This is a genomic window from Methylomarinum vadi (assembly GCF_000733935.1).
GTDB classification, from domain to species: domain Bacteria; phylum Pseudomonadota; class Gammaproteobacteria; order Methylococcales; family Methylomonadaceae; genus Methylomarinum; species Methylomarinum vadi.
Map to the genome: position 1 here is coordinate 1,583,202 of NZ_JPON01000001.1, position 21,991 is coordinate 1,605,192.

The 21,991-nt window shown below is 51.8% G+C and carries 19 protein-coding genes and 3 tRNA genes; 12 read left to right on the top strand and 10 right to left on the bottom strand.

Annotated elements, in window-relative coordinates; all coding sequences use genetic code 11:
- Nucleotides 1-45: 45 nt before the first annotated feature.
- The 3 genes from EP25_RS0108020 to EP25_RS0108030 all read left to right on the top strand — a co-directional run bounded on the left by EP25_RS0108020 (nt 46) and on the right by EP25_RS0108030 (nt 357).
- Nucleotides 46-121 (top strand) — tRNA-Gly (locus tag EP25_RS0108020).
- 45 nt (nt 122-166) lie between these two features.
- A tRNA-Cys gene (locus tag EP25_RS0108025) sits at nt 167-240 on the top strand.
- Between the two features lie 41 nt (nt 241-281).
- Nucleotides 282-357: transfer RNA gene (locus EP25_RS0108030), tRNA-Gly, on the top strand.
- 103 nt (nt 358-460) lie between these two features.
- Here the strand turns inward: EP25_RS0108030 and EP25_RS0108035 are convergent.
- Nucleotides 461-2,092, bottom strand: a complete 1,632-nt coding sequence (locus EP25_RS0108035) for an alkaline phosphatase (protein ID WP_031433390.1) — start codon at nt 2,090-2,092, stop codon at nt 461-463.
- 156 nt (nt 2,093-2,248) lie between these two features.
- Between EP25_RS0108035 and thiD the strand changes: the two genes are divergently transcribed.
- From thiD to EP25_RS0108065, 6 genes are all read left to right on the top strand, one after another.
- On the top strand, nt 2,249-3,040 hold the full coding sequence (thiD, locus tag EP25_RS0108040; RefSeq protein WP_031433391.1) for a bifunctional hydroxymethylpyrimidine kinase/phosphomethylpyrimidine kinase: 792 nt from the start codon (nt 2,249-2,251) through the stop codon (nt 3,038-3,040).
- Entirely contained in the window at nt 3,037-3,654 is a 618-nt protein-coding gene (gene thiE, locus EP25_RS0108045; protein ID WP_031433392.1) for a thiamine phosphate synthase, read from the top strand. The genes thiD and thiE overlap by 4 nt, the downstream gene beginning before the upstream one ends.
- A 17-nt stretch (nt 3,655-3,671) precedes the next feature.
- Complete coding sequence (soxY, locus tag EP25_RS0108050; protein ID WP_031433393.1) at nt 3,672-4,142, top strand: thiosulfate oxidation carrier protein SoxY; 471 nt, start codon at nt 3,672-3,674, stop codon at nt 4,140-4,142.
- Nucleotides 4,135-4,455 (top strand): thiosulfate oxidation carrier complex protein SoxZ, encoded by a 321-nt coding sequence (gene soxZ / locus EP25_RS0108055; protein WP_031433394.1) that lies wholly within the window; start codon nt 4,135-4,137, stop codon nt 4,453-4,455. The genes soxY and soxZ overlap by 8 nt, the downstream gene beginning before the upstream one ends.
- 2 nt (nt 4,456-4,457) lie before the next feature.
- Nucleotides 4,458-5,720: a molybdopterin molybdotransferase MoeA gene (gene moeA / locus EP25_RS0108060; protein WP_031433395.1), complete on the top strand. Its 1,263-nt coding sequence runs from the start codon at nt 4,458-4,460 to the stop codon at nt 5,718-5,720.
- A gap of 66 nt (nt 5,721-5,786) precedes the next feature.
- Entirely contained in the window at nt 5,787-6,482 is a 696-nt protein-coding gene (locus tag EP25_RS0108065; protein ID WP_031433396.1) for a helix-turn-helix domain-containing protein, read from the top strand.
- An 80-nt stretch (nt 6,483-6,562) separates the two neighbouring features.
- Here EP25_RS0108065 and EP25_RS0108070 read toward each other — a convergent pair whose 3' ends face one another.
- The 6 genes from EP25_RS0108070 to EP25_RS0108100 all read right to left on the bottom strand — a co-directional run bounded on the left by EP25_RS0108070 (nt 6,563) and on the right by EP25_RS0108100 (nt 14,235).
- On the bottom strand, nt 6,563-7,738 hold the full coding sequence (locus EP25_RS0108070) for a hypothetical protein (protein WP_152555619.1): 1,176 nt from the start codon (nt 7,736-7,738) through the stop codon (nt 6,563-6,565).
- A 3-nt stretch (nt 7,739-7,741) separates the two neighbouring features.
- Nucleotides 7,742-8,149, bottom strand: a complete 408-nt coding sequence (locus EP25_RS0108075) for a hypothetical protein (protein WP_031433398.1) — start codon at nt 8,147-8,149, stop codon at nt 7,742-7,744.
- Nucleotides 8,150-8,601: 452 nt separating this feature from the next.
- Complete coding sequence (locus EP25_RS0108085; protein WP_084190988.1) at nt 8,602-9,201, bottom strand: Lcl domain-containing protein; 600 nt, start codon at nt 9,199-9,201, stop codon at nt 8,602-8,604.
- 683 nt (nt 9,202-9,884) lie between these two features.
- A complete protein-coding gene (locus EP25_RS0108090; RefSeq protein ID WP_031433400.1) occupies nt 9,885-11,912 on the bottom strand; it encodes a cache domain-containing protein in 2,028 nt (675 codons plus the stop codon).
- 656 nt (nt 11,913-12,568) lie between these two features.
- Complete coding sequence (locus EP25_RS0108095; protein ID WP_031433401.1) at nt 12,569-13,333, bottom strand: ABC transporter permease; 765 nt, start codon at nt 13,331-13,333, stop codon at nt 12,569-12,571.
- Nucleotides 13,330-14,235, bottom strand: coding sequence for an ABC transporter ATP-binding protein (locus EP25_RS0108100; protein ID WP_031433402.1), 906 nt, complete (start codon nt 14,233-14,235; stop codon nt 13,330-13,332). The genes EP25_RS0108095 and EP25_RS0108100 overlap by 4 nt, the downstream gene beginning before the upstream one ends.
- A gap of 124 nt (nt 14,236-14,359) precedes the next feature.
- Between EP25_RS0108100 and ppx the strand changes: the two genes are divergently transcribed.
- Complete coding sequence (ppx, locus tag EP25_RS0108105; protein WP_031433403.1) at nt 14,360-15,859, top strand: exopolyphosphatase; 1,500 nt, start codon at nt 14,360-14,362, stop codon at nt 15,857-15,859.
- On the top strand, nt 15,860-17,107 hold the full coding sequence (locus EP25_RS0108110) for a hypothetical protein (RefSeq protein ID WP_031433404.1): 1,248 nt from the start codon (nt 15,860-15,862) through the stop codon (nt 17,105-17,107).
- 83 nt (nt 17,108-17,190) lie between these two features.
- Here the strand turns inward: EP25_RS0108110 and EP25_RS0108115 are convergent, their stop codons facing one another.
- From EP25_RS0108115 to EP25_RS0108125, 3 genes are all read right to left on the bottom strand, one after another.
- On the bottom strand, nt 17,191-18,192 hold the full coding sequence (locus EP25_RS0108115; protein ID WP_031433405.1) for a cytochrome-c peroxidase: 1,002 nt from the start codon (nt 18,190-18,192) through the stop codon (nt 17,191-17,193).
- A gap of 146 nt (nt 18,193-18,338) precedes the next feature.
- A complete protein-coding gene (locus EP25_RS23240) occupies nt 18,339-18,524 on the bottom strand; it encodes a hypothetical protein (protein ID WP_152555620.1) in 186 nt (61 codons plus the stop codon).
- Nucleotides 18,525-18,528: 4 nt separating this feature from the next.
- Nucleotides 18,529-20,790: a DNA translocase FtsK gene (locus EP25_RS0108125; protein ID WP_031433406.1), complete on the bottom strand. Its 2,262-nt coding sequence runs from the start codon at nt 20,788-20,790 to the stop codon at nt 18,529-18,531.
- A 207-nt stretch (nt 20,791-20,997) separates the two neighbouring features.
- Here EP25_RS0108125 and trxB point away from each other — a divergent pair, with 207 nt between their 5' ends.
- Nucleotides 20,998-21,960 carry a thioredoxin-disulfide reductase gene (trxB, locus tag EP25_RS0108130; protein WP_031433407.1) on the top strand — a complete coding sequence of 321 codons (963 nt, stop codon included), beginning with the start codon at nt 20,998-21,000 and terminating at the stop codon, nt 21,958-21,960.
- Nucleotides 21,961-21,991 lie beyond the last annotated feature (31 nt).

Sequence of the window (21,991 nt, forward strand, 5' to 3'; positions counted from 1 at the left end):
TGACAAGTTTTGTCAGAACGCTAAAATACACGGATAAATTGAAACGCGGGAATAGCTCAGTTGGTAGAGCACAACCTTGCCAAGGTTGGGGTCGCGAGTTCGAATCTCGTTTCCCGCTCCAAGGATTTCAAAAAGCCGCGGGCAACGCGGCTTTTTTAATTGACAAGGCTGCGTAGCAAAGTGGTTATGCAGTGGCCTGCAAAGCCATCTACACCGGTTCGATTCCGGTCGCAGCCTCCATTCACATCTGCCTGCCGAATCTTCGGAGGCATTCAAAAATTGCGGGAATAGCTCAGTTGGTAGAGCACAACCTTGCCAAGGTTGGGGTCGCGAGTTCGAATCTCGTTTCCCGCTCCAATATTTTCCAGACTTTCTCTTCCCTTTCTTACTCATAGCTTCCAGCTATGCGTAACCCAACATATTCAAGCATTGGATTACGCGGTTACGTAAGACTGAATTGTCACCTTTTAGTATCGCTAACAGCACTCTCGTTCAAAACACCAATCAACCGTCTCGCGATATCGGTATGATGCGACAGCGACGAAAATGGTCTCGCATAGCGCTCCGCGCCCCAGACGATAACAGGTACCGGAGTATGAGTATGGGTCCCGGTCGCCCAAACGACATTCTGCTCTTTCGCTAGGGCGCGCCCGATCAAATCCAGACGCACATCCTTGCCATAGACATAGAATTCCTTAAAATCATGCACCTTAGGAAAATATTCGGCGCTTAAATACTTATGCCCCTTGCGCCGGTATTCGTTAGCTTCCTGCGCTAAAATAGCTTTGGCCTGCTCGAGATCTATTTTGAAATCGCTGTAGTCGTTCACCACCTGCATGATTTGCCGAGCCGAAGGCTCGCTATTTTCGCGCTCGATTTGCCGCCACATCTGATAGAAGCTTTTTTTCTGTTTGTATAATCGATCCAGAATGCCCACACTACCGAAATTGAAATTCGGCCGATATTGCGTGTGCTCGAACATTTTTCCCGGCAACGCTTTAGCCTCTGGCGTGCGATAACGGCTGTAGCTGAAGCCGAAGCCGCCGGTTTCGTGATCGGCCGTGATAAGCACCAAAGTATCGTCGCGCCGGCTTGCCCACTCGTAAACGACGGCGACCGCTTCTTCGAACTTGACCATCTCGTGCAACAGATTACCAGCATCGTTGTTGTGACCGGCCCAATCGATCTGTCCGCCTTCTACCATCAGGAAAAAACCCTTCGGATTGCTGGCCAGCGTTTGCAATGCTTTTAGGGTCATTTGCGCCAGGGAGGGTTCATTGTCATGCCTGTGCTGATGATAATCGATCCCATCCTGCATGGCAGCCGATGCGAACAACCCCAACAACTTATTCCCTGTTGCCTGTTGCAACTGCTTCTGATTAAAGGCCAACCGATACCCGCGGCGCTCTGCTTGGCTCAATAAGTCCAGCGAATCTTTGCGTTTGGAAACAAGGGCCAATGCCGGCTCGCCGATTCGTCGTTCAAGCGCTCCGCGCACAGCCGGGTCGGCATTGGCCGTAGCCGGCAACCAATACCGTAGCCCTCCCGACAACATCACATCGACATTGCCGCTGCTCAACATTTCCTCGGCTATCTCGTTTTCCCACGAGCGGTGAGGCTGATGGGCGGCGAATGCGGCCGGCGTGGCATGAGTGATCCGGGTATCGGACACCAGTCCGGTCGATTTTCCCTGTATTTTCGCTTTTTCCAGTATCGTTTCAACCGGGTTGCCGTCCTGGTCCAAACCGATCATTTCACTGCCGGAGGCGACGCCGCTGGCCAATTGCGAGGCGGAACAGGCGGAATCGGTCACCAACGCATCGGCCGGCCAATGATTGGATAGACCGACATAGCCTTCGGCGGCAAAACGATCGAAGGCGGTCAACCCGCCTTTCCCGCTATAGATCGAATGTTGCGCTCGCTGGGCATAAGCCTGCAACAAACCCAACTGCTGCGGCCCCATGCCGTCTCCGATCATTAAAATGATGTTTTTGACCGTTGGTTCCCGTCTGACTTCCTGTTGGCTGCAAGCAGTCAACGCCAAAAACAGTAAACACAGAGAACCACTACCGAAATAGCGTAACCAATTCATTTCACCCACTCCGAGTCATATAACGGACGGCTACTATAACAAAGCCGGGGAAAATAACCGTTCACTTTTTATGTCTCCCGACTCATCGTCGTTGGACGACTGCAGTATAATAAGCCAATTCTTTATTGCCGTTTTTTCCTTTTAAATTTCTATCGCATGCATAAAAATCGCCCCGTCGTTTTATCTTTTTCCGGCCACGACCCCAGTGGCGGCGCCGGCGTTCAAGCGGATATCGAAGCCTTGATCAGCCATCAATGCCATGCTTGCAGCGTCATAACCGCATTGACCGAACAGGATAGCCGCAACGTCAAAAAACTGATTCCGCAACAACCGCAGGACATCATCGACCAGGCGCGAACCTTGATGTCCGATTTCACGATCGCCGCAGTAAAAATCGGCCTGCTCGGCCACCATGAAACGGTAGCGGCAATACATTCCATTTTGTCCGAATACCCTCGCCTGCCGGTTGTTCTCGATCCGGTGCTGGCAGCCGGAGGCGGTAAACAACTAAGCAACGCCCCCCTGGTCGACAGCATTGTGCAATTATTATTGCCGATGACCACGGTACTGACCCCGAACAGCGAAGAGGCTCGCAAACTCGCCCAACGAGACGACCTGAATTTGTGCGGCCAACAACTGCAAAACCAAGGCGCCGACTTCGTCCTGATTACCGGCACACACGAGCAGTCGCAGCAAGTCCATAACCGCCTGTTCATGCCCGATCAGCAACAAGAAACGTTTAATTGGCAACGCTTGCCGCAGCACTATCATGGTTCCGGCTGCACGCTGGCCAGCACCATCGCCGCCCTGCTCGCCCATGGCCTGGATCCATTTACCGCCATTGCCGAAGCCCAGGAATACACCTGGCATGCCTTGCAGGCCGCCTATCGGCCAGGCAAAGCCCAGTTCAACCCTAATCGATTGTTCTGGATGGAGGAAAACGCATGAAATTTCCCCACCGCGGCCTCTACGTCATTACCCAAACTGAAAACAAATCCGCCACCACGATCATCGCTGAAGTGACCGCCGCACTCAAAGGCGGCGCCGTGGTTGTCCAATACCGCGACAAGAACCCTGAAGACGCCAAAGCCTTGGCGACGCAACTGCTGGAGATTTGCCATCAATACCACGCGCCATTGATCGTCAACGACGACATCGAGCTGGCGGCCGCCATTGGCGCCGACGGCGTTCACCTGGGCCGGGAAGACGAAAGCATAGAAACCGCTCGCCAACGCTTGAACCAAGATGCCATCATCGGCGTATCTTGTTACGACGACTTGGACAAGGCCCTAGCCATGCAGCAGGCCGGCGCCGATTATGTCGCCTTCGGCCGTTTCTTTCCGTCCACCTCGAAACCTCTGGCGTCCCCGGCGCATATCGAAACTTTGCGCCGCGCCAAGCGGTCGATTAGCGTACCGATCGTCGCTATCGGCGGCATCCTGCCCGACAACGGCGATCAGTTGCTGGCAGCCGGCGCCGACCTTCTGGCCGTCATAGGCGGAGTCTTTGACGACGACCCGGAACAAGCGGCCCGTTCTTATCAACGCCTGTTCGAACAATGACCTCGCGGGGAGACAATATGCATTACAGCCGTAGACAGTTTTTACAGCACAGCGCCTCGTGGGGCGTCTTCAGCGTATTTGCCGTAACCGGCCTCCTGAAACCGGGGGTTGCCATGGCCCAATGGCCGCATGATGATTTTGCCACCGCTAATCTCGAACAAACCTTGCAAACACTGTTTCATGACCGTGAAATCATCGATAGCAACCAAATTACGATCAAGGCACCGAAAACGGCGGAAAATGGTGCCAACGTTCCGGTCACGATCAAAAGCGATCTCGACAACATCGGCAAAGTTTACTTATTGGCGGAAAAAAACCCGGTACCATTGGTCGCCGAGTTTGCTCTCTCTCCTGCCGTCGCCGTTTACCTCAAGGCCCGCATCAAAATGGCGGAAAGCAGCGATGTCATCGTCATAGCCGACACCGGCGAACAATTATTGCGCGCCAGCCGTACCGTAAAAGTCAGCGTAGGAGGCTGCGGTGGCTAAGAAATCGAGCATCAAAATCCGCAGCAAGCGTTTGCACGACGGCATTCAAATCAGAACCCTGATTGCCCACCCGATGGAAAACGGCCGCAATCTAGATCAGTTGAACGGCGAATTGATCCCGGCTCATTTCATCCAGGAAATAACGGTGAAACATAACGACCGGGTGATTATTTCCGGCAATTTAGGTGGCGGTATCGCCAAAGACCCTTTTTTCACATTCTTGTTAAAGGAGGCGCAATCGGGCGATAAAATCACCATCAGCTGGCTGGACAATCAACAACTGAGCGATTCCAAAGATCATTTCATCAAATAACCATGATAGTTCAACAACCCAGTTGCGTAGATGACCATGAGTCCGGTGCCTTACCCGTCGATCGGGCGTTACACAATGTCTTGGACGCCGTATCGACTATCTCGGCCTATGAGCAAGTCGACTTAAGCGAAGCTTGCGGCCGAACCCTGCATGAAACGGTCTTCGCGCGCTTCGACATCCCCTGCCATGACAATGCGGCGATGGACGGTTACGCCATCCGCAGCGGCGACATTCCCGATCAAGGTTTTCGGGAGTTAACGGTCATCGGCCATGTCTACGCCGGCCAAACCTTTACCGGACTCCTACAAGAAGGCCAGTGCATACGCATCACCACCGGAGCGCCGATACCCGAAGGGGCCGATACTGTGCTCATGCAGGAACATGTGAATGTCGTTAACGACACGATCCGAATCGGTCATCGGCATCGCGCCGGAGAAAATATTCGCCGGGCCGGCGAGAACATAAAGCAAGGCGAAGCTGTCCTTAAACCTGGAAAATGGCTGACTCCGGCCGATATCGGCCTACTGGCCTCCCTCGGCATAGCCGAAATCAAGGTTAGGCGCAAACTCCGCATCGCCATCGCGTCCACCGGCGACGAACTTTATGCCATCGGCGAACGACGCGCCAACGGCGGCATATACGACAGCAACCGTCACAGCCTGCGAGCGGCCCTGACCCGAGCCGACATCGAAATCAGCGACCTTGGCATCCTGGCTGACGATCCGGCTATACTGATGCGAGAGTTCAACGCCGCCAGCCAATACGCCGATCTGATCATTTCCTCGGGCGGCGTGTCGGTCGGCGATGCCGACTATACCAAAACCGTCCTGCAGTCCTCGGGCCGAATCGATTTCTGGAAAGTCGCCATCAAACCCGGCAGGCCGCTGGCGTTCGGCTCACTCAATGACTGCATTTTCTTCGGCCTGCCCGGCAATCCGGTCGCGGTGTTGGTGTCCTTTTATCTGTTCGTTCTGCCCGCCATCGAAAAAATGCTGGGCATCGGCGAAAAGCCCCTCGCCCCCTCTTTTAGTGCCATCAGCGGCGAACATCTCCGCAAAAAACCGGGGCGAACCGAAGTGGTGCGCGGCATCATCGAGCGGAACCCTAACGGCGAATGGCAAGTCAAGACGACTGGCAAACAAAGCTCGGCCGACCTGCGTTCGATGAGCCGTGCCAATGCCTTCATTATCCTGGAGCATGACAGGAGCGATATCGAAGCGGGAGAACGAATCACGGTGCTGCCGCTCGCCGGCTTGATGGTCTGATGCTGCGCCGTTTTTATTTATTGCTGTATAATTGCCACCCTTATATAACGGGAATAGGACTTACCCATGCATCATCAAGTCAGTTGCAGTAACTGCGGCCTGGACAAAATCTGTCTGCCGCGCGGCTTGTCGCAACAGGAAATCGAAAATATCAGCCGGGTCGTGAAAGCGAGGAGAACGCTACAACGCGGGGAATTCATTTACCACGAAGGCGATAATTTCAAAGGCGTGCTGGCGATCAAATCCGGCAGCGCCAAACTGGTAGCCAACGACCCGCATGGTAACGAGCATATCCTGAACATACTACTGCCCGGCGAACTGCTCGGTTTCGACGGACTGTCCAGCGACCTGCACCAATGTTCCGCCATCGCCCTGGAAACGACTAGCTTCTGTATTTTGCCCGCCTCCAACCTGGATGAGCTGTTCCGCAATGTGCCAGGCCTGACGCGCGAGTTGTTCCGCCACACCGGCGAAAAAGTCAATATCGACAAAGACCAATTGGTGTTGAGTAAAAGACCCGCGGAAGAGCGCCTGGCCTATTTCTTGATCAGTCTGGGGGATCGCCTGAAAAAACGGGGGTTTTCGGCTTCCGCCTTTACCCTGTCGCTGACCCGGCAGGAAATCGGTAACCATTTGGGGTTGGCGCTGGAAACCGTCAGCCGCCTATTGAAAAAATTTCAACAGGACGACTTGATTCGGGTAAAAAACAAGCTGATCGAGATCAAAGACCCGGAAGGATTGAAAGAGATTTTGGAGCCTTAATCGACATAAAATATCGAGGCAGGCAAAGCAAGACCAGTTTTTTATCGCCCCTTTAACCTACACACCTTGCGATATTCCGCTCAATGGTTAATGGCCGCATTCTGCCTTCCGGCGGCTTTTCTCAGTTTCTCTAACAAGCTGTTTTTCAACCCTTCGAAATAGCGAGCGGCTTCTTCCAGATCGGCGCCACGGGCATAGCGTATGAGCGGGCCAAGTAACCAGGCTTCGGTCGGAGTTAATTTGGCCTCCAAAGTCCCTGCTTGGTAATGCAAGCCGATCCATTGTACGCTGGAAGGAACATGCGTTTGGTGCCGATAAAGGCTATCCATGCACGCTTTGAATCTTTCCTCGAAATCATCCTCCATGTCATAGGCTTTTACCGCCTGGCCTATGCGAAATACCCAACCGCATAATTCCCTGATTTCCTCCAGTTGTGGTCCATGAAGCATGTCCTTGATAGATAGAGGCCTAAAACGCCCTTCGTTATCAATGCCATGAATTTGTCCCAATAGATTGGTGGAAAGATTGATCATTGCCTTGTCGAACTCCAGACGGGTGGCCGAGTCATGGTCCGCCTGCTCGAACCAGCCTCCCCGCTGTTGCAAAAGTTGGCAACAGCGCCGCCTTACCTGCGGTTCTCCGCCAGCGACCTGCGTCATACCTAACGGTCCGGGACGATACAGCGAAACGCCATTCGCGCCATCGCGAACGCCCGTCTGCAAGGTAACACCGCGAAGTATGCGGCCAATAATTTGCGGCATTAGTTCGGGCCACAAATCGGGCAACCGACCAAACAACACGGACTCTTCCAGTTTTTCCAGAAACAGCGAACGCAAGCGCTGGAAATAAATGCCGTTCGAACAGAGAACGATGACCGGAAAAGGCAATTCTTTAGCCGACAAAAGCCCTGCTTGCTGAATGCACTCCAACAACTTAACCAAATTACCGATAACGCCGGTCAATTGGTCCGGATTCGGACAAACCAAGAGCACTTCAGGCAAACAACCGTCGGCAAAGCAGGATTGCAAATCTGATTTGAAGAATGCCGAGGTAGCAAGGTGGTGAATGCCGGCATCGTCGACAACAAGGCATTCGCCTTGTGCCCGCAAAGCCTTGGCGCTTCTGGAACCGCTTCTTTCCACGAAATAAACATGACCGTCGAGATGCTGCAATCGCTTGGTCAGATGATAAAAAAAACTCATTCCCAAGGCGCCGGCCGGCAGCATCCCTATTCCGCCTACCATCGTCTTCGCCATAACCTAATTTTCCAATTCCGACATGGCCTTGATCGCCTCGGCCATGTTCGAAACCTTGAAGACGATGCGCTCCTCCTCTTCGCGCGCATCCTCGCTGCCGTAAGCATACTCGATATTGACCCCCGCTTTATCCAATGCATGACAAACGCTTTCCAATTGTCCCGGGTTATCTTTGAGTATCAGCACCAGAACGTCGGCTTCGATGACGAAATAATTCGCTTGCTGCAGCGCCGCTCTACAGGCTTCAGGATCGCTGGGAATCAACCGGATCACTCCTTGTTCGATATTATCGATCACGCAAAGATCACGGATATTGATTCCCTGATTCGCCATCAGTCTGGCGATGGTCGCCAGGCGACCAGGCTTGTTTTCGATGGCGACGGACAATTGCCGTTGAATTGAATACTGCATGATATTTCGTTCCTATTGGGCAAAATCATTAAAACCATCAAGGTGTCGGCGCGGCACTTCTGGCCAATGGTACGATACCGCCCGACGAAATCTTGTTTCGCTGAAGGGGGAACGTCTGGCCCGCCACCGCATCCACCGGTTAGAGAGGCCCCATTGTTGGCAAGGTGGTCAAGAGCTTGCTTGGCCTGATTTCTTTGACCTGGTTAACCTGTAATAATCGATTTTCAAGAGATCATGTGTTCCAGCCATGAAAAACATGGACTCGTAACTAAGGTGGCATATTTACCCGCAAGGCATAAAGGCCTTATTCATCCTTTCGGCGTTGGGTTAAATTAGGGATTTTCGGCAAAGATTGGGGGGCCGAACCAAACTAAATCGAACAAAATCAGGAACAACGGCAACGCTGGGTTTTCCATTGTAAAATCCAGCTTACGACCCTGAATAACCGAGCATCAGCGCATGCGCCTCGCCACGCCCAGCATGCCCACCATAGCAGTGCCGAATAACCACGCCGCTGCAGGCACCGGAACGGCGCTAACGTCTCCGTCATGTACCGCCCAGGCATAGTTGCTCCCTGTTTTGCTGTTGGTTGCCAGTTGGCCCATGTTGAAGCCAAGTGCCCACGCGCGGCTCAAATCTGACGAGGATTCTGTAGCAATCCAGTAAACGCCCGATCGTACGTCAGAGAATGGACCGGGATTGATCGTTGTGATCCCTTCTTCCCAATAAAGAAAGCCCATTTCATTATCGGCACAACCGGTGACGCCCCCACCATTGCAATCGACCACTGCTCCATCTCCATTGACATCGGCGCTTGGCAAGCGCCAATCACTGACCCCACTGATGGTCAGGTTAGCCGCCCATGTATTCGCGGCGTTCCAATCCATCAGTCCGTTGATATTGGAATCCGCCGCCCATGTAATGTTAAGGTTCGGGTCGTAGTAGGCCGCGCCGCCGAGGCGTATTTGCAATGGCGCAATGGCTGACTGGGCGGACTGCGCTATCGACATAAAGAAACAGGCGCTGATTGCGCCCAACAGACGTGATGCCATAATCACTCCCCTTCTTGTTCATTCGTTCTTCTCTCAACCCGGCGGTTGCCCAGCCTTGGCTGGCGTCACATAGACTACCCCGGCGCCTAAACACATCCATGCGCTAATTGGACGCTTTGGCCCGTTTCCGCTAATAAACCTGGATAAACGGCAATATACCTCGCTCCGACCCAGTGGACTGCAAGCAGCCGTCTCAGAGACGCATTGACAAATTATACAGATATGCCTCATGACTTCTACACTAAACAAACTATATAAGTCAATCCATGTCCGATACCCAACTCACAAGGATGCGGTAAACGACATACACTGCATTGATCTTGAATGGTGCGGTTCGCGCACTCACCACACACGACATTCAGAATTCAACGACAGCTTTCCTTTGTTCGATCATTGCGCTGAAACGATCAATCGGCCGCTTTTAGCCGGATTTGAAACATTCAATATCACTAGTGTCCGATTCACCAAATTGAATCTCTAACTGCATGGCAGAGGTCGATTTATCAGGTTTTCGTTTCTGCTGCGAAACGGTGTCTCGTAAACAGCTATTTTATCTTAAATTCAAGTCACTTAGTCTATTCAGACTATGGCGATTTTTTTAACCGGGCAGTAGTGATCCGATGCTGTGAATTGCCTCGCTTCTTCCAACTCAATCGATGAAGAAAACTTGAGCAATTGAGAAATCAGAACGGAATAAACAGCAGGCACAATACATCATTGCGATAATTGTCGGTCGATTTGAATTCCCGGTAACCTTGCGAGACGGCGACGCCGAAAATGTATTTTTTACCCCGGAATTCTATGATCTCGGAGGTTTTTTCGCCATTTTTCAATTGGAAAAAACGTTCCGGCAGAGTCAGCCGCTCACCCACCTTCAATTCGCTATCATTGGCCACGGCGATGATGTCCTGTTGGCGGTCGCAGAAAAGTGCGAAGCAACCATCGACCAAATGACCTTGTTTATTGCGCGGAAGGGCATCTTCCAACATCGAACGAAATTGGGGCTCGCTGTCAAAAACTATGCCGATGCCGCCGAGCACGTCATTGCTGTTGTTTAAATGAGTAATCGAGGCATTGTAAATATAGGTATGACGGTTATGATAAAACTCCGACTCGACGAAAGGAGAAACGGCATACTGCTGCGAATCTTTGATGGATAATGCCATATAGGCCGCGGTTTGTTCCGGCAACCGCTGGCCTATGATATGTTGTGCGCTTTTGTTTGACACGGCCACGATTTCCCCTTCTCTATCATAAACATATAAATTCGTGTAAACCGTATACAAGGCGTTGATGTATTCGAGAATATTGGCTATTTGCTGTTTGTCTACCGAACTCAAGACGTCTTGCTGCAATAAACGCCTGAATTCGGTGGTCAACGCCCACCAGCGGCAGTCGTTGGCTCGTTCGTAGAGGTTTCGATCCATGATATCGACCGCCAGAGCTGCTAGGAAGCCGGCGTTGTCCAGGTGCGATGAAATGACTGTCACTTCCTGTAGCGAATCGACCGATTCGGTAAAAATATCGGCAATGTCCGTCCCGATTTGCTTGATCGCTTCCAAGACAGGCATAAACTCGGCCGCATTCTTGCGGGCAGAAGTGATTTGACCGTTCAACACCAACAAACTCAAATCCGTGTTGACGTCGATGGAGGCGCTACGGATTTCTTTCAGCTCGGGGGTAAAATGACTGGCCTGGCTGATAATTTCCGAATAATTATGGCGCTTGCTTTCTTTTCTGATATCGGTATCGAAGGCTTGGCTCAAAGGGGTCATCATCTGTCCCTGCCAGCCCAAACCATAAAACCCCTGGTAACCGTTGGTCTTGCAATTGCTGGCAACATATTTTTGCCCCTTATAAGTCACGATGCTTAACGGCTTATCGGTCTTGATCGTAGCGGATAAAGGAATCTGATTTTTGTTGCTGCTGGCGATGACCTTGCCATGCTCGTCCAAAATCATCAATATCCCACTATCGTTGTCGGACATTAGTTTCTTGAAGATGCCATCCATTTCGTCTTCGAAGCGAAAACAAAGACACATGACGCCTAAAGGACGCGACGCCGGATCGTTGGTCGCAGTGATCTTGCAGGAATAAATCAGCGAATTCTGTTTCCCGGGCTGTAAATCGCTGTAACGGAACGTTTCGACATATTCCGCCTTGCTATTCAAGGTCTCCCGCAGCAACGGATCGTTCGAATACCGAATAGGATTGTTCCCGTCAAGATGGGCTTTGACATTACCTTCGAGGTCGAAAATAATGATTTCGTCATAGACGGAATATTTTTTGACATATTCCTCGAGTCGCCGGTTTATGAAATCCTGATACGCATTGCGAGCTTCTTCATTCGATAGAAACGAGCGAATGTCCTCATCGGTCGCTAGAAAACCGACATCCGCGGTTCGTTCGAAAAGATTACGGATCAGGATATCGATCGCCACTTGCGCCTTGGAAGCATTGTCCAACCTCAGTTTTTGCAGGTTTTCCAACAGCAGATTATGGGTCAGTTTTTTCTGTAACTCCCCGAATTTATCCTTGGTCCTCTGCATGTCATCGAGGATCGTGGAAGCAATGTTGTAGCTATTGATTTTTCCGATCAGGGCGATTTTGCCCCACCAATCGTTCAACGAAGCCAAACGTTTTTCATAATTACGCACCAATGGCATCGCTTGCATGAGAGTATCGGAATGCTGTTCTAAGAAAGTCTGCATCATTGTATCGCTTCGGTTTTGAGTATTCAGTAAATCGATTAGTCAGCAACTGGATGCCGAAACCAAACCGAGCAATCTCTCGCCAGGTTGTCTGGTCATTTCTGTTGAATTATCCAATTCGCATCGCTAAGGTAGCGCGGAACCAATCCATTCCGAATTTCTTAACGTTCGGCCAACGAAAATACGATCAAACTTGATCGATTTTGGCCGCACATCACCGCACTCGAGAAAATAGTAATCAATCAGAATTCCTTAGGAATAATCCGATTATTGGTTTAGCTTGGCATCATAAAAAACACAGTTTAAAGCAATAGTCATGCCGAATTTCCCTTAGGCGGCCGATAAGCAGTTTTAGTATATAAGTTTTGGATGAACAACAAATTTCGATTGATAAGAGAATATGAGTCGGCAATAAAGTAGCCTTGTTTGCACAGATTTAGTGCAGTACACGCCCACGAATGGTGCAAAGCACTGATAAGGCGTTTGACATGACTTCTAAACCAATTTGGAACTTGGTGTCTGAAAGGCGGTAAGGTTTATAAAGTCGAGCCTCAATAGGCCTGAACCGTATTTTGCCGTTTTTGACTCTTCGAGTTGCCGACGTCTAACGCGGGCTTTGATGTCACTGCATTTTGATATCAGCCCGAAAACTTTCTTCAATTCTTGATCCCCACTCCTTTATGCAACAGGAACAGGCTGAATAGCGTCAGAAATAAGATAAAACCGCCGGTAATCGCAAAGGCGATTTCGATGTTAATGTCGGTAACCCCGATCAAACCGAAACGGAAGGCGTTGATCATGTAAAGAATGGGATTGCCCAAGGAAATGGTTTGCCAGATATCCGGCAGCATCGGCACCGAGTAAAACACGCCGCCCAGATAGCTTAACGGCGTCAGAATAAAATTGGGGATGATGGAGATATCGTCGAAGCTGTCGGCAAAAATCGCGTTGATGAAACCGGCCAAGGCGAACAACGTGGCGGTCAGTATGAATACGCCGATGGCGACCCCCCAATACAGCACCTTAACCTCGGCGAACAGCAACGAAATGGCCGCCACCACGATACCCACCAGCACGCCGCGAGCAATGCCGCCGCACACATAACCGCCCAGGATCACCCAATTGGGCACCGGCGCGACCAGCAACTCCTCGATATGGCGCTGAAATTTGGTGGAATAAAACGACGATACGACGTTGGCATAGGAATGACTGATCACCGACATCAGAATTACGCCGGGCACGATGTAATCCATGTAGCTGGCGCCGTTGATGGTGCCGATGCGGTCGCCGATCAGTTTGCCGAAGATCAGAAAATACAATGAGGTGGTGATCGCCGGCGGCAACAGCGTTTGCGGCCAGATGCGGGTGAAGCGGCGCACCTCTTTTGTGACGATGGTGCGAAAAGCGATGGTATAATTCATTGCACGAGATCCATAAACAACTGTTCAAGACGATTGGATTTGTTTTTCAGGCTGAGGACGTAAATCTGTTGTTCCGAGAGTTTCTGGAACAACAGATTAAGTCCCTTATCCTTGGGAACCGCGACATCGAGCACGCGCGGTTCCAACAGTTCGATATGATAACCGTCGATGCGCGGCGCCTTATCCAGCGGCCGAGCCAGATTCAACACGAAGTGATCGATATGGATACGGCTTAACAGACTATTCATGTCCGACTTTTCGACGATTTGGCCCTGATTGATGATGGCGATATTACGGCACAGGCTTTCCGCTTCTTCCAAATAATGCGTCGTCAGGATAATCGTGGTGCCCTGCTTGTTGACCTCCCGCATCAAGTCCCACATGGAGCGGCGTATTTCGATATCGACCCCGGCGGTGGGCTCGTCCAGTATCAACAAACGCGGCGAATGTACCAAAGCCCGCGCGATCATGACCCGCCGCTTCATACCGCCGGATAAACGCCTAGAGACGCTATTGCGCTTGTCCCACAAATCCATTTGTTTCAGGCATTTCTCGGTTCGAACCACCGCATCCTTATGCGGGATGCCGTAATAACCCGCCTGGTTCAGCACGATGTTCCTGACCGTTTCGAACTGATTGAAATTGATCTCCTGCGGCACCAGGCCAATGCAACTTTTCGCCCGGGCGTTCTCTTTATCCAGGTCATGGCCGAAAATACTGACCGAACCGCTGCTTTTAGTCACCATCGAACTGATGATGCCTATGGCTGTCGATTTGCCGGCGCCATTCGGTCCTAATAAAGCAAAAAAATCGCCGCTTTCCACCTCCAGGTCGATTCCCTTCAAGGCGGTAAAACCATTGTTATAGGTTTTCTTCAGATTTTTGATTGATAAAGCATTCATACAGTACGTTATACTTAACGGAATAGCCTAAATGCGGTACAGTAGCCCCCGCAAATGGACGCGATAAAAACCTTGTAATTTTATCAGAAACTTAAAACCCTCGTAGATAAAACAGGACAAGACCTTGCCTCAACAATTACCCAGCAGCGTTGCCGCCGTAGACCTCGGTTCCAATAGTTTTCACATGCTAATCTGCAGCCTGAAAGACGGCAAACTGCAAACCGTCGACCGCTTGAAAGAGATGGTGCGCTTGGCTTCCGGCCTGGACGAAAACAAAAACCTGGACCAAGAAACCCAGCAACGGGCACTGGCTTGTCTGGAACGCTTCGGCCAAAGGATTCGCAATTTCCCTCCCCACAGCGTCAGTATCGTCGGCACCAATACATTGCGCACGGCCAGGAATTCGCGTAAATTCATCGCCAAGGCGGAAAAAGCGCTCGGCCATCCCATCCACATCGTCTCGGGTATCGAGGAGGCTCGACTGATCTATCAAGGGGTCGCCAACAGCCTGGGCAGTAATGCCAACAACCGGTTTGTCATGGACATCGGCGGCGGCAGCACCGAATATATTATCGGCAGCAATAATGTCGCCCATACCAAGGAAAGCCTGCACATGGGATGCGTGACCTTCAGCAATATGTTTTTCAAGAACGGCGTACTGTCGAAAAAAGCCTTTAAAAAAGCGACGCTGTTGGGCGAACAACGGTTGGAGCCTTTTCAACAAAAATTCAATCGCTCCAATTGGGACGAGGCGATCGGCGCTTCAGGCAGCTTGAAAGCCATCAGCAACGTGCTGCAGGCCACCGGCTGGAGCAACAATGGCATCACCATAGACGGATTGGAGCAACTGGTTGCCCATATCGGCAAATGCAGACATATCGATGAGCTGAACCTTCCGGAACTGAGCAGCGAACGCCTACCTGTTTTTACCGGCGGCGTTGCCATCGTCTACGCCACTTTTCGCGCCCTGGGCATCGAACAAATGACCGTTTCCGACGGCGCGCTACGCGAAGGCCTGATCCACGATTTGCTGGGCAGAATTTACGATCACGATATCCGCTCGCAAACCAGTCGAACCATCGCCGAGCACTACCGCGCCGATTTGCGCCATGCCGAGAACCTCAAGCAGACTATCCGTAACATCGTACGGCAGTTATCGAAACATCCCTGCCTGAGTATTGATAACCAGGAATGTCTTCAATTTCTGGAATGGGCAGCGGAATTACACGAAATCGGCCAAAGCATCGCCCACAGCCAATACCACAAACACAGCGCCTATATCATCGAGAACGGCGATTTTGCCGGTTTCTCGCGCCAGGATCAAATTCTGCTCGCCACGATAGTCCGCAGCCATCGCAAGAAATTCTCCTTGTCGCGTTTCGAAAACTTGCATGCCCCCTGGGACCGATGCGCGCCGATACTGGCCATCATTCTGCGACTGGCCGTCCTGCTCCACAGAAACCGCCATAGCCCTTGCCCGGAATTCCGCATCACGTTCATAAAAAACACCATTCATTTGCAATTCCAGGAAAATTGGCTCGATCAGGCCCCGTTGACCCAAACGGATCTGGAGTTGGAAGCCTCCTTTCTGAACGTCGCAAAATTCAAACTCGAATTCCATTAAATGCTTCGGCCGCTTAGAATACTGTTCTTCTTTCTGGCGGCTCCACCAGCCCTGCTGGCCGCCATTGTGTTTCTAGCGGTTTCCGACCGCCCTATGAACACCTCGAGTCGGCAACTGACTCAAAGCGATATTCAGCGCGCCAAGCAGATCCTGAATTTCTCGTCCACCGACGCGGAACGGCTCAGGACCTTCGAACTGAACGAAAACGACCTGAATATCGCGAGCAATTATTTATTCAATCACTTGCTGAAGAGCTCCACCGAGGTCAGCCTGGACCATGACTCGCTTAATTTCGCCATCACGCTGACCCTGCCGCCCAATTTGTTCGGCCCTTATCTGAACATGACTTTTAACCTCAGCAAGATGTACGGTTTCCCGGTCATCAAGGACTTAACAATCGGCCGCATTAAAGTTGCTAACGAATTTGCCGGACAGTTGATCGAAAGCATCATCAACTATACGCCGCTGAAACAATATTACATTTTGGCGACGCAACACATCAGTACGATACAGATTCAACCCGACAAACTGAGCATCACCTTCTTGACCACCTTTCAGGATGCCGCCGACAATGCCGCGCTGCTGGAAAATAAAAGTTATCAATCGTTGGTTTTCTATCAACAATTGATCGACCAGGTTATCTTGCAACATGATCCGAAATGGCGCCTGTCGTTAGCCGAAATCATGCAGCCCTTGTTTCTGGCCGCTTATCAGCGTTCGACCGAGGCCGATGCGGTCGAGGAAAATCGCGCCCTGCTCATCGCCGTCAGTACCTATGTCAACAGAGACGAGCTGAGTTCGTACCTGCCGATCAAACTGACGACAAGCAAATATTATCCGGTTTTTTTATATAAACGCATCGACATCGCCAAACATTTCGTGGCCTCCGCCGCGCTGGCGGCCACTGGCGCCACGACGCTGGCTCACATGCTGGGACAGGAAAAGGAATTAAACGACGCCCAAGGCGGCAGCGGTTTTAGTTTTATCGACCTGGCCGGCGACCGGGCCGGGCTCAAATTCGGTCAGATCGCCACGGCTTCGCCGGAAAGCGCCAGAAAAATGCAAAAAGCCATGCATGACATCAAGGACTACCAGGCCTTTATGCCGGATGTGCGGGATCTGCCCGAACGCATGACCCTGCAACAGTTCCAGCAACGTTACGTCTCCATTTACAGCCCGGCCTATCAAAATATGCTGCTGCTGATTGATCAGCGCATAACGGCGCTGTCGATTTATCAAAATCAATAAGCAATAAAAAAGGAGGATCAAAGTCCTCCTTCTTTATTACTCTAAAGAGAATGCGCTGCGACTGTGCAGCGCATCTTCCCAAATTAGTTGAAAGTTGTACCCGCTTGAGGCGGCAAATGCGGCATTTTTTGCTCTGGAAACTCACCGGTCAGCGCATTCAGGAATGCGACGATATCGGCGACATCTTCATCGGATAAGTCTTTACCCAACTGCAGTTTAGCCATGAGTTTAACCGCCTTATCCAGCGTTTTAACCTTGCCGTTGTGGAAATACGGCGCAGTCAAAGCGACATTACGCAGCGTCGGTACCTTCCAGAAGTTTTCGTCTTCTTCCTTACCGGTCACTTCGGCGCGACCTTTATCCTTCTTGAAGTGATACTGCGCTTCGAAGTAGCCGTTATCGATCACAGGGAATTTTTGGAAGGTGCCCGGTCCGTTAAAGGCCGGACCGCTATGACAGCTGGTACACCCCAATTCGACCGCTTTATTCATACCGCGAACCTGTTGTTCGGTCATGGCCGACTTACTTCCTTTGACATATTTGTCATAAGGGCTGTTCGGCGTGATCAAGGTCCTTTCGTAAGCGGCAATCGCCTTGGTCGCATTGTCCTTGGAAATGGAGCCCTTACCGAAGGCTTTCTCGAACGCAACTTGATAGCCTTCTATCGTTTTCAAGCGGGCAACCACATCATCCCAGCTTTTCATGCCCATCTCGATCGGATTAGTCACAGGACCGGCCGCCTGCTCTTCCAGGCTAGCCGCACGGCCGTCCCAGAATTGCACTTTGTTGAAAGCGGCATTCCAGACCGTCGGCGCGCTACGCCCGCCAACTTGGCCGCCAACACCGACGGAGCCGCCGCGATTATCGTCACCGCCCAGCATGGTGTTATGACAGGAGGCGCAAGATACCGTGCCGCTGGATGACAAGCGTGGATCGTGGTACAGCATTTGTCCCAAGGCGACTTTTTCAGGCGTGGTAGGGTTGTCGGCCGGTGCGGGTGCGTTAGTTGGCAATGCTTCTGCGGCATTGACCGCCATGGAACCGGTCAACGCCAACGCGGAAACCAGTAAGCGAATTTTGAACATACTCTCCTCCAGGTATTATTATTAGTTAATGAACCACTGCTGAATTGTAAGGGATGAGACCGGTCAGGTAAAACAAAAATACGGCCCGCTGCCGACCTTGCCAGCGACAAATACAAGCCGTGACGCGCAAACCACTCGGCTCAGGACTATTCCGTCCACAGAAAATACCCCAAGGCCAGCAACGCGATCTGTACAAACGCCAAGCCCCAGAAATACAGCACGAATAACATTACTTTCACCGGCTTTTCAACCGGCTTGCGGGAACTGAAGAACCAGCCTCCAAACGCGGCCAGCAACAACATCCCCAATAACACCGCAATATATTCATTCACGACATCAATCCTTCGGTGGCGGCGGCGCCAATACTTCGCGGCTACCGTTGCCCTCCGGTGCACTGACGACACCGGCCGCCTCCATGTCCTCGATCATGCGGGCAGCGCGATTGTAGCCAACTTTAAAGCGGCGTTGTACGCTGGATATCGAGGCCTTGCGCGATTCGGTAACGAACTGTACCGCTTCGTCGTACAAACTATCCATTTCCGCGTCGACGCTTTCGCTACCGGCAATCTCGCCGCTGTCGCTACGTTCCTGGGTAATCTCCTCCAAATAATCGGCGGGGCCGGTTTTTTTCAAGAATTCCACTACTTGATGCACCTCGTTGTCGTCGACGAAAGCCCCATGGGCCCGCAACGGAATGCTGGTTCCGGACGGCAGGAACAACATGTCGCCGTTACCGAGCAGTGCTTCCGCGCCGCCCTGGTCGAGAACCGTGCGCGAATCGATACGCGAAGAAACCTGGAAAGAAATCCGGGTGGGAATATTGGCTTTGATCAGCCCCGTCAATACGTCGACCGACGGCCGCTGCGTTGCCAATACCAGATGGATGCCGGCCGCCCTGGCTTTCTGCGCCAAGCGGGCGATCAATTCCTCCACCTTCTTGCCGACAATCATCATCATGTCGGCCAGCTCATCGATCACGATGACAATGCTTGGCAACGTGCTCAGCATCGGGAATTCCTCACCTTCTTCTAAAGGCCGTTCCAATTGAAACAAAGGATCGCGAATCGGCTGGCCTTTTTTCTCGGCTTCCCTGATCATTTGATTGAAACCGGCCAGATTTCGCACACCCACCTTGGACATTAACTTATAGCGCCGTTCCATTTCGGCGACCGCCCAACGCAAGGCATTCTGGGCATCTTTCATATCGGTGACGACTGGCGTTAATAAATGCGGGATGCCTTCGTAAACCGACAATTCCAACATTTTCGGGTCGATCATGATTAATCGCACATCCTCGGGCCGCGACTTGTACAGCAGACTGAGAATCATCGTGTTGATCGCCACCGATTTACCGGAACCCGTGGTACCGGCCACCAAGGCATGCGGCATTTTGCCCAAGTCGGACATGACGGGGACACCGGCAATGTCTTTGCCCAACGCCAACGTCAAATTCGATCTGGATTTCTCGAAATTACGCGACGCCAGCAAATCCCGCAACGGCACGATTTCCCGTTCTTGGTTGGGGATTTCCAGACCGATCACGCTTTTGCCTTCGATCACTTCTACAATGCGCACGCTGGTCACGGACAACCCGCGCGCTAAATCCTTCGCCAACCCGCTGATACGACTGACTTTCACCCCTGCCGCCAACTGCAGTTCGAAACGGGTGATCACCGGACCTGGATGCACGGCGACCACTTCTGCAACGATATTGTAGTCCTGCAAAACATCCTCGACCTGCCGGGACATCTCTTCCAGGTCGCTTTGGGAATAGCCTTTGACTTTGATATCGCGTTTTTCCAACAACGATAACGGTGGCAATGCGCCCTTGAAATCCGCGCCATCGAACAAGTCGATTTGCGCTTCTTTTTTCGCCCGCTCGCTGCTTTCGACGGCCTTGACCACCGGCGCGATTTTGACTTTCGCTTTTTTCTGCGGTTTGCTTTTCGTTACGGCCGGTTTGGGACGGCTAACCTTGTTGTCCTGATAACCCTGCCAACCTTGTATGGCCTTACGATAAAGAAACGCGCACAGCGTCAGCGAATATTTACCGACGAAGTCCATCAACGCGAACCAGGACAAGCCGGTAAACAACGTGATGCCGGCCAGAAAGATCGCCAGCAATAACAAAGTGGCGCCGGAATCCCCCAACATGATGACCAATGCATCGCCAATCTCTTGCCCCAGCACGCCGCCGGTGCTGCCGGGCAACTCCAGCCCAACCCTGAGCAGATGCAAATAAAATAGCGCGGAACCGGAGATCAACGTGGCGACAAAACCGCTCCAGCGAATGGCCAGCACGAATTTATTGCCTTTTAATTTGGCCTGCGTGTAAACCAGATAGCCATGCCACAAAATCATGACCGGAAACAGGAATGCCATCAAGCCGAAAAAACTGAGCACGAAATCGGCCACCCAGGCGCCGACGACGCCGCAGGCATTGTTGATATGTTGCATGGAGCCGCTATGGGTCCAGCCGGCATCCTCGTGATCGAATGTAAATAAAGCGATGAAAAAAAACAGCGCACAGCTGATGAAAGCCAAAAACGCCACTTCGCGCAATCCGCGTACGGTTTTCTCTTCGATAACAGCAACCATTTTAAATAACGAATAAAGATCTGATAAAACATCATTATAGATGATTAAGTATATATTTCACCTTAAATCGTAACGCACTGAAATAGCGGATTTTACTACCGCCCATACTTGGTTGATTCGTTCCCATGACGGGCAAACGGTTTTTTCGCCAAGCAATAATTCGTATAATTGTCAAATTTAACCCACCTGCTTATGGAGTTGCCGTCGATGGCTGATGCGAAACATTGCAAATTATTAATTCTCGGTTCCGGACCGGCCGGTTACACGGCCGCTGTTTATGCCGCCAGAGCGAATCTAAACCCGGTCATGATTACCGGCATGCAGCAGGGGGGGCAGTTGACCACCACTACCGATGTCGATAACTGGCCTGGCGATGCCGAAGGTTTGCAGGGTCCCGAGTTAATGGAAAGAATGCGCAAACATGCGGAGCGCTTCGACACCGAAATCATTTTCGACCATATCCACTCCGCCGACCTATCCGCCCGTCCGTTCACCTTGACCGGCGATTCCGGCTCCTATACCTGCGACGCGTTGATCATCGCCACCGGCGCATCGGCCAAGTATTTGGGCCTGGACTCCGAGGAAGCGTTCAAGGGCAAGGGCGTTTCCGCCTGCGCGACCTGCGATGGTTTCTTTTACCGCAACAAACCGGTCGCGGTGATCGGCGGCGGCAACACCGCGGTCGAAGAAGCCCTTTATCTATCTAATATAGCTTCCCAAGTGACCGTCGTGCATCGCCGCGACAAATTCCGCTCGGAAAAAATCCTGTCCGACAAACTGCTGGAAAAAGCTCAAAACGGCAATGTCGTGATCGAATGGAATCATACCCTCGACGAAGTGCTCGGAGACGATATGGGGGTGACGGGCATGCGCATCAAAAGCACGCAGGATGGCAGCACTAAAGAAGTCGACGTTCACGGCGTATTCATCGCCATCGGCCATACGCCGAACACCGGCATCTTCGAAGGCCAATTGGAGATGGAAAACGGTTACATCGTCGTCAATAGCGGCATCAAAGGCAATGCCACCGTCACCAGCGTTCCCGGGGTATTCGCCGCCGGCGACGTGATGGACGCCCATTACAAACAGGCGATCACTTCCGCTGGCGCCGGCTGCATGGCGGCGCTGGACGCGGAAAAGTATCTCGATGAGTTGGAGGAGAAAGCCTGACTGTTTTTTCAGGGAGCGACTGAATAACCGT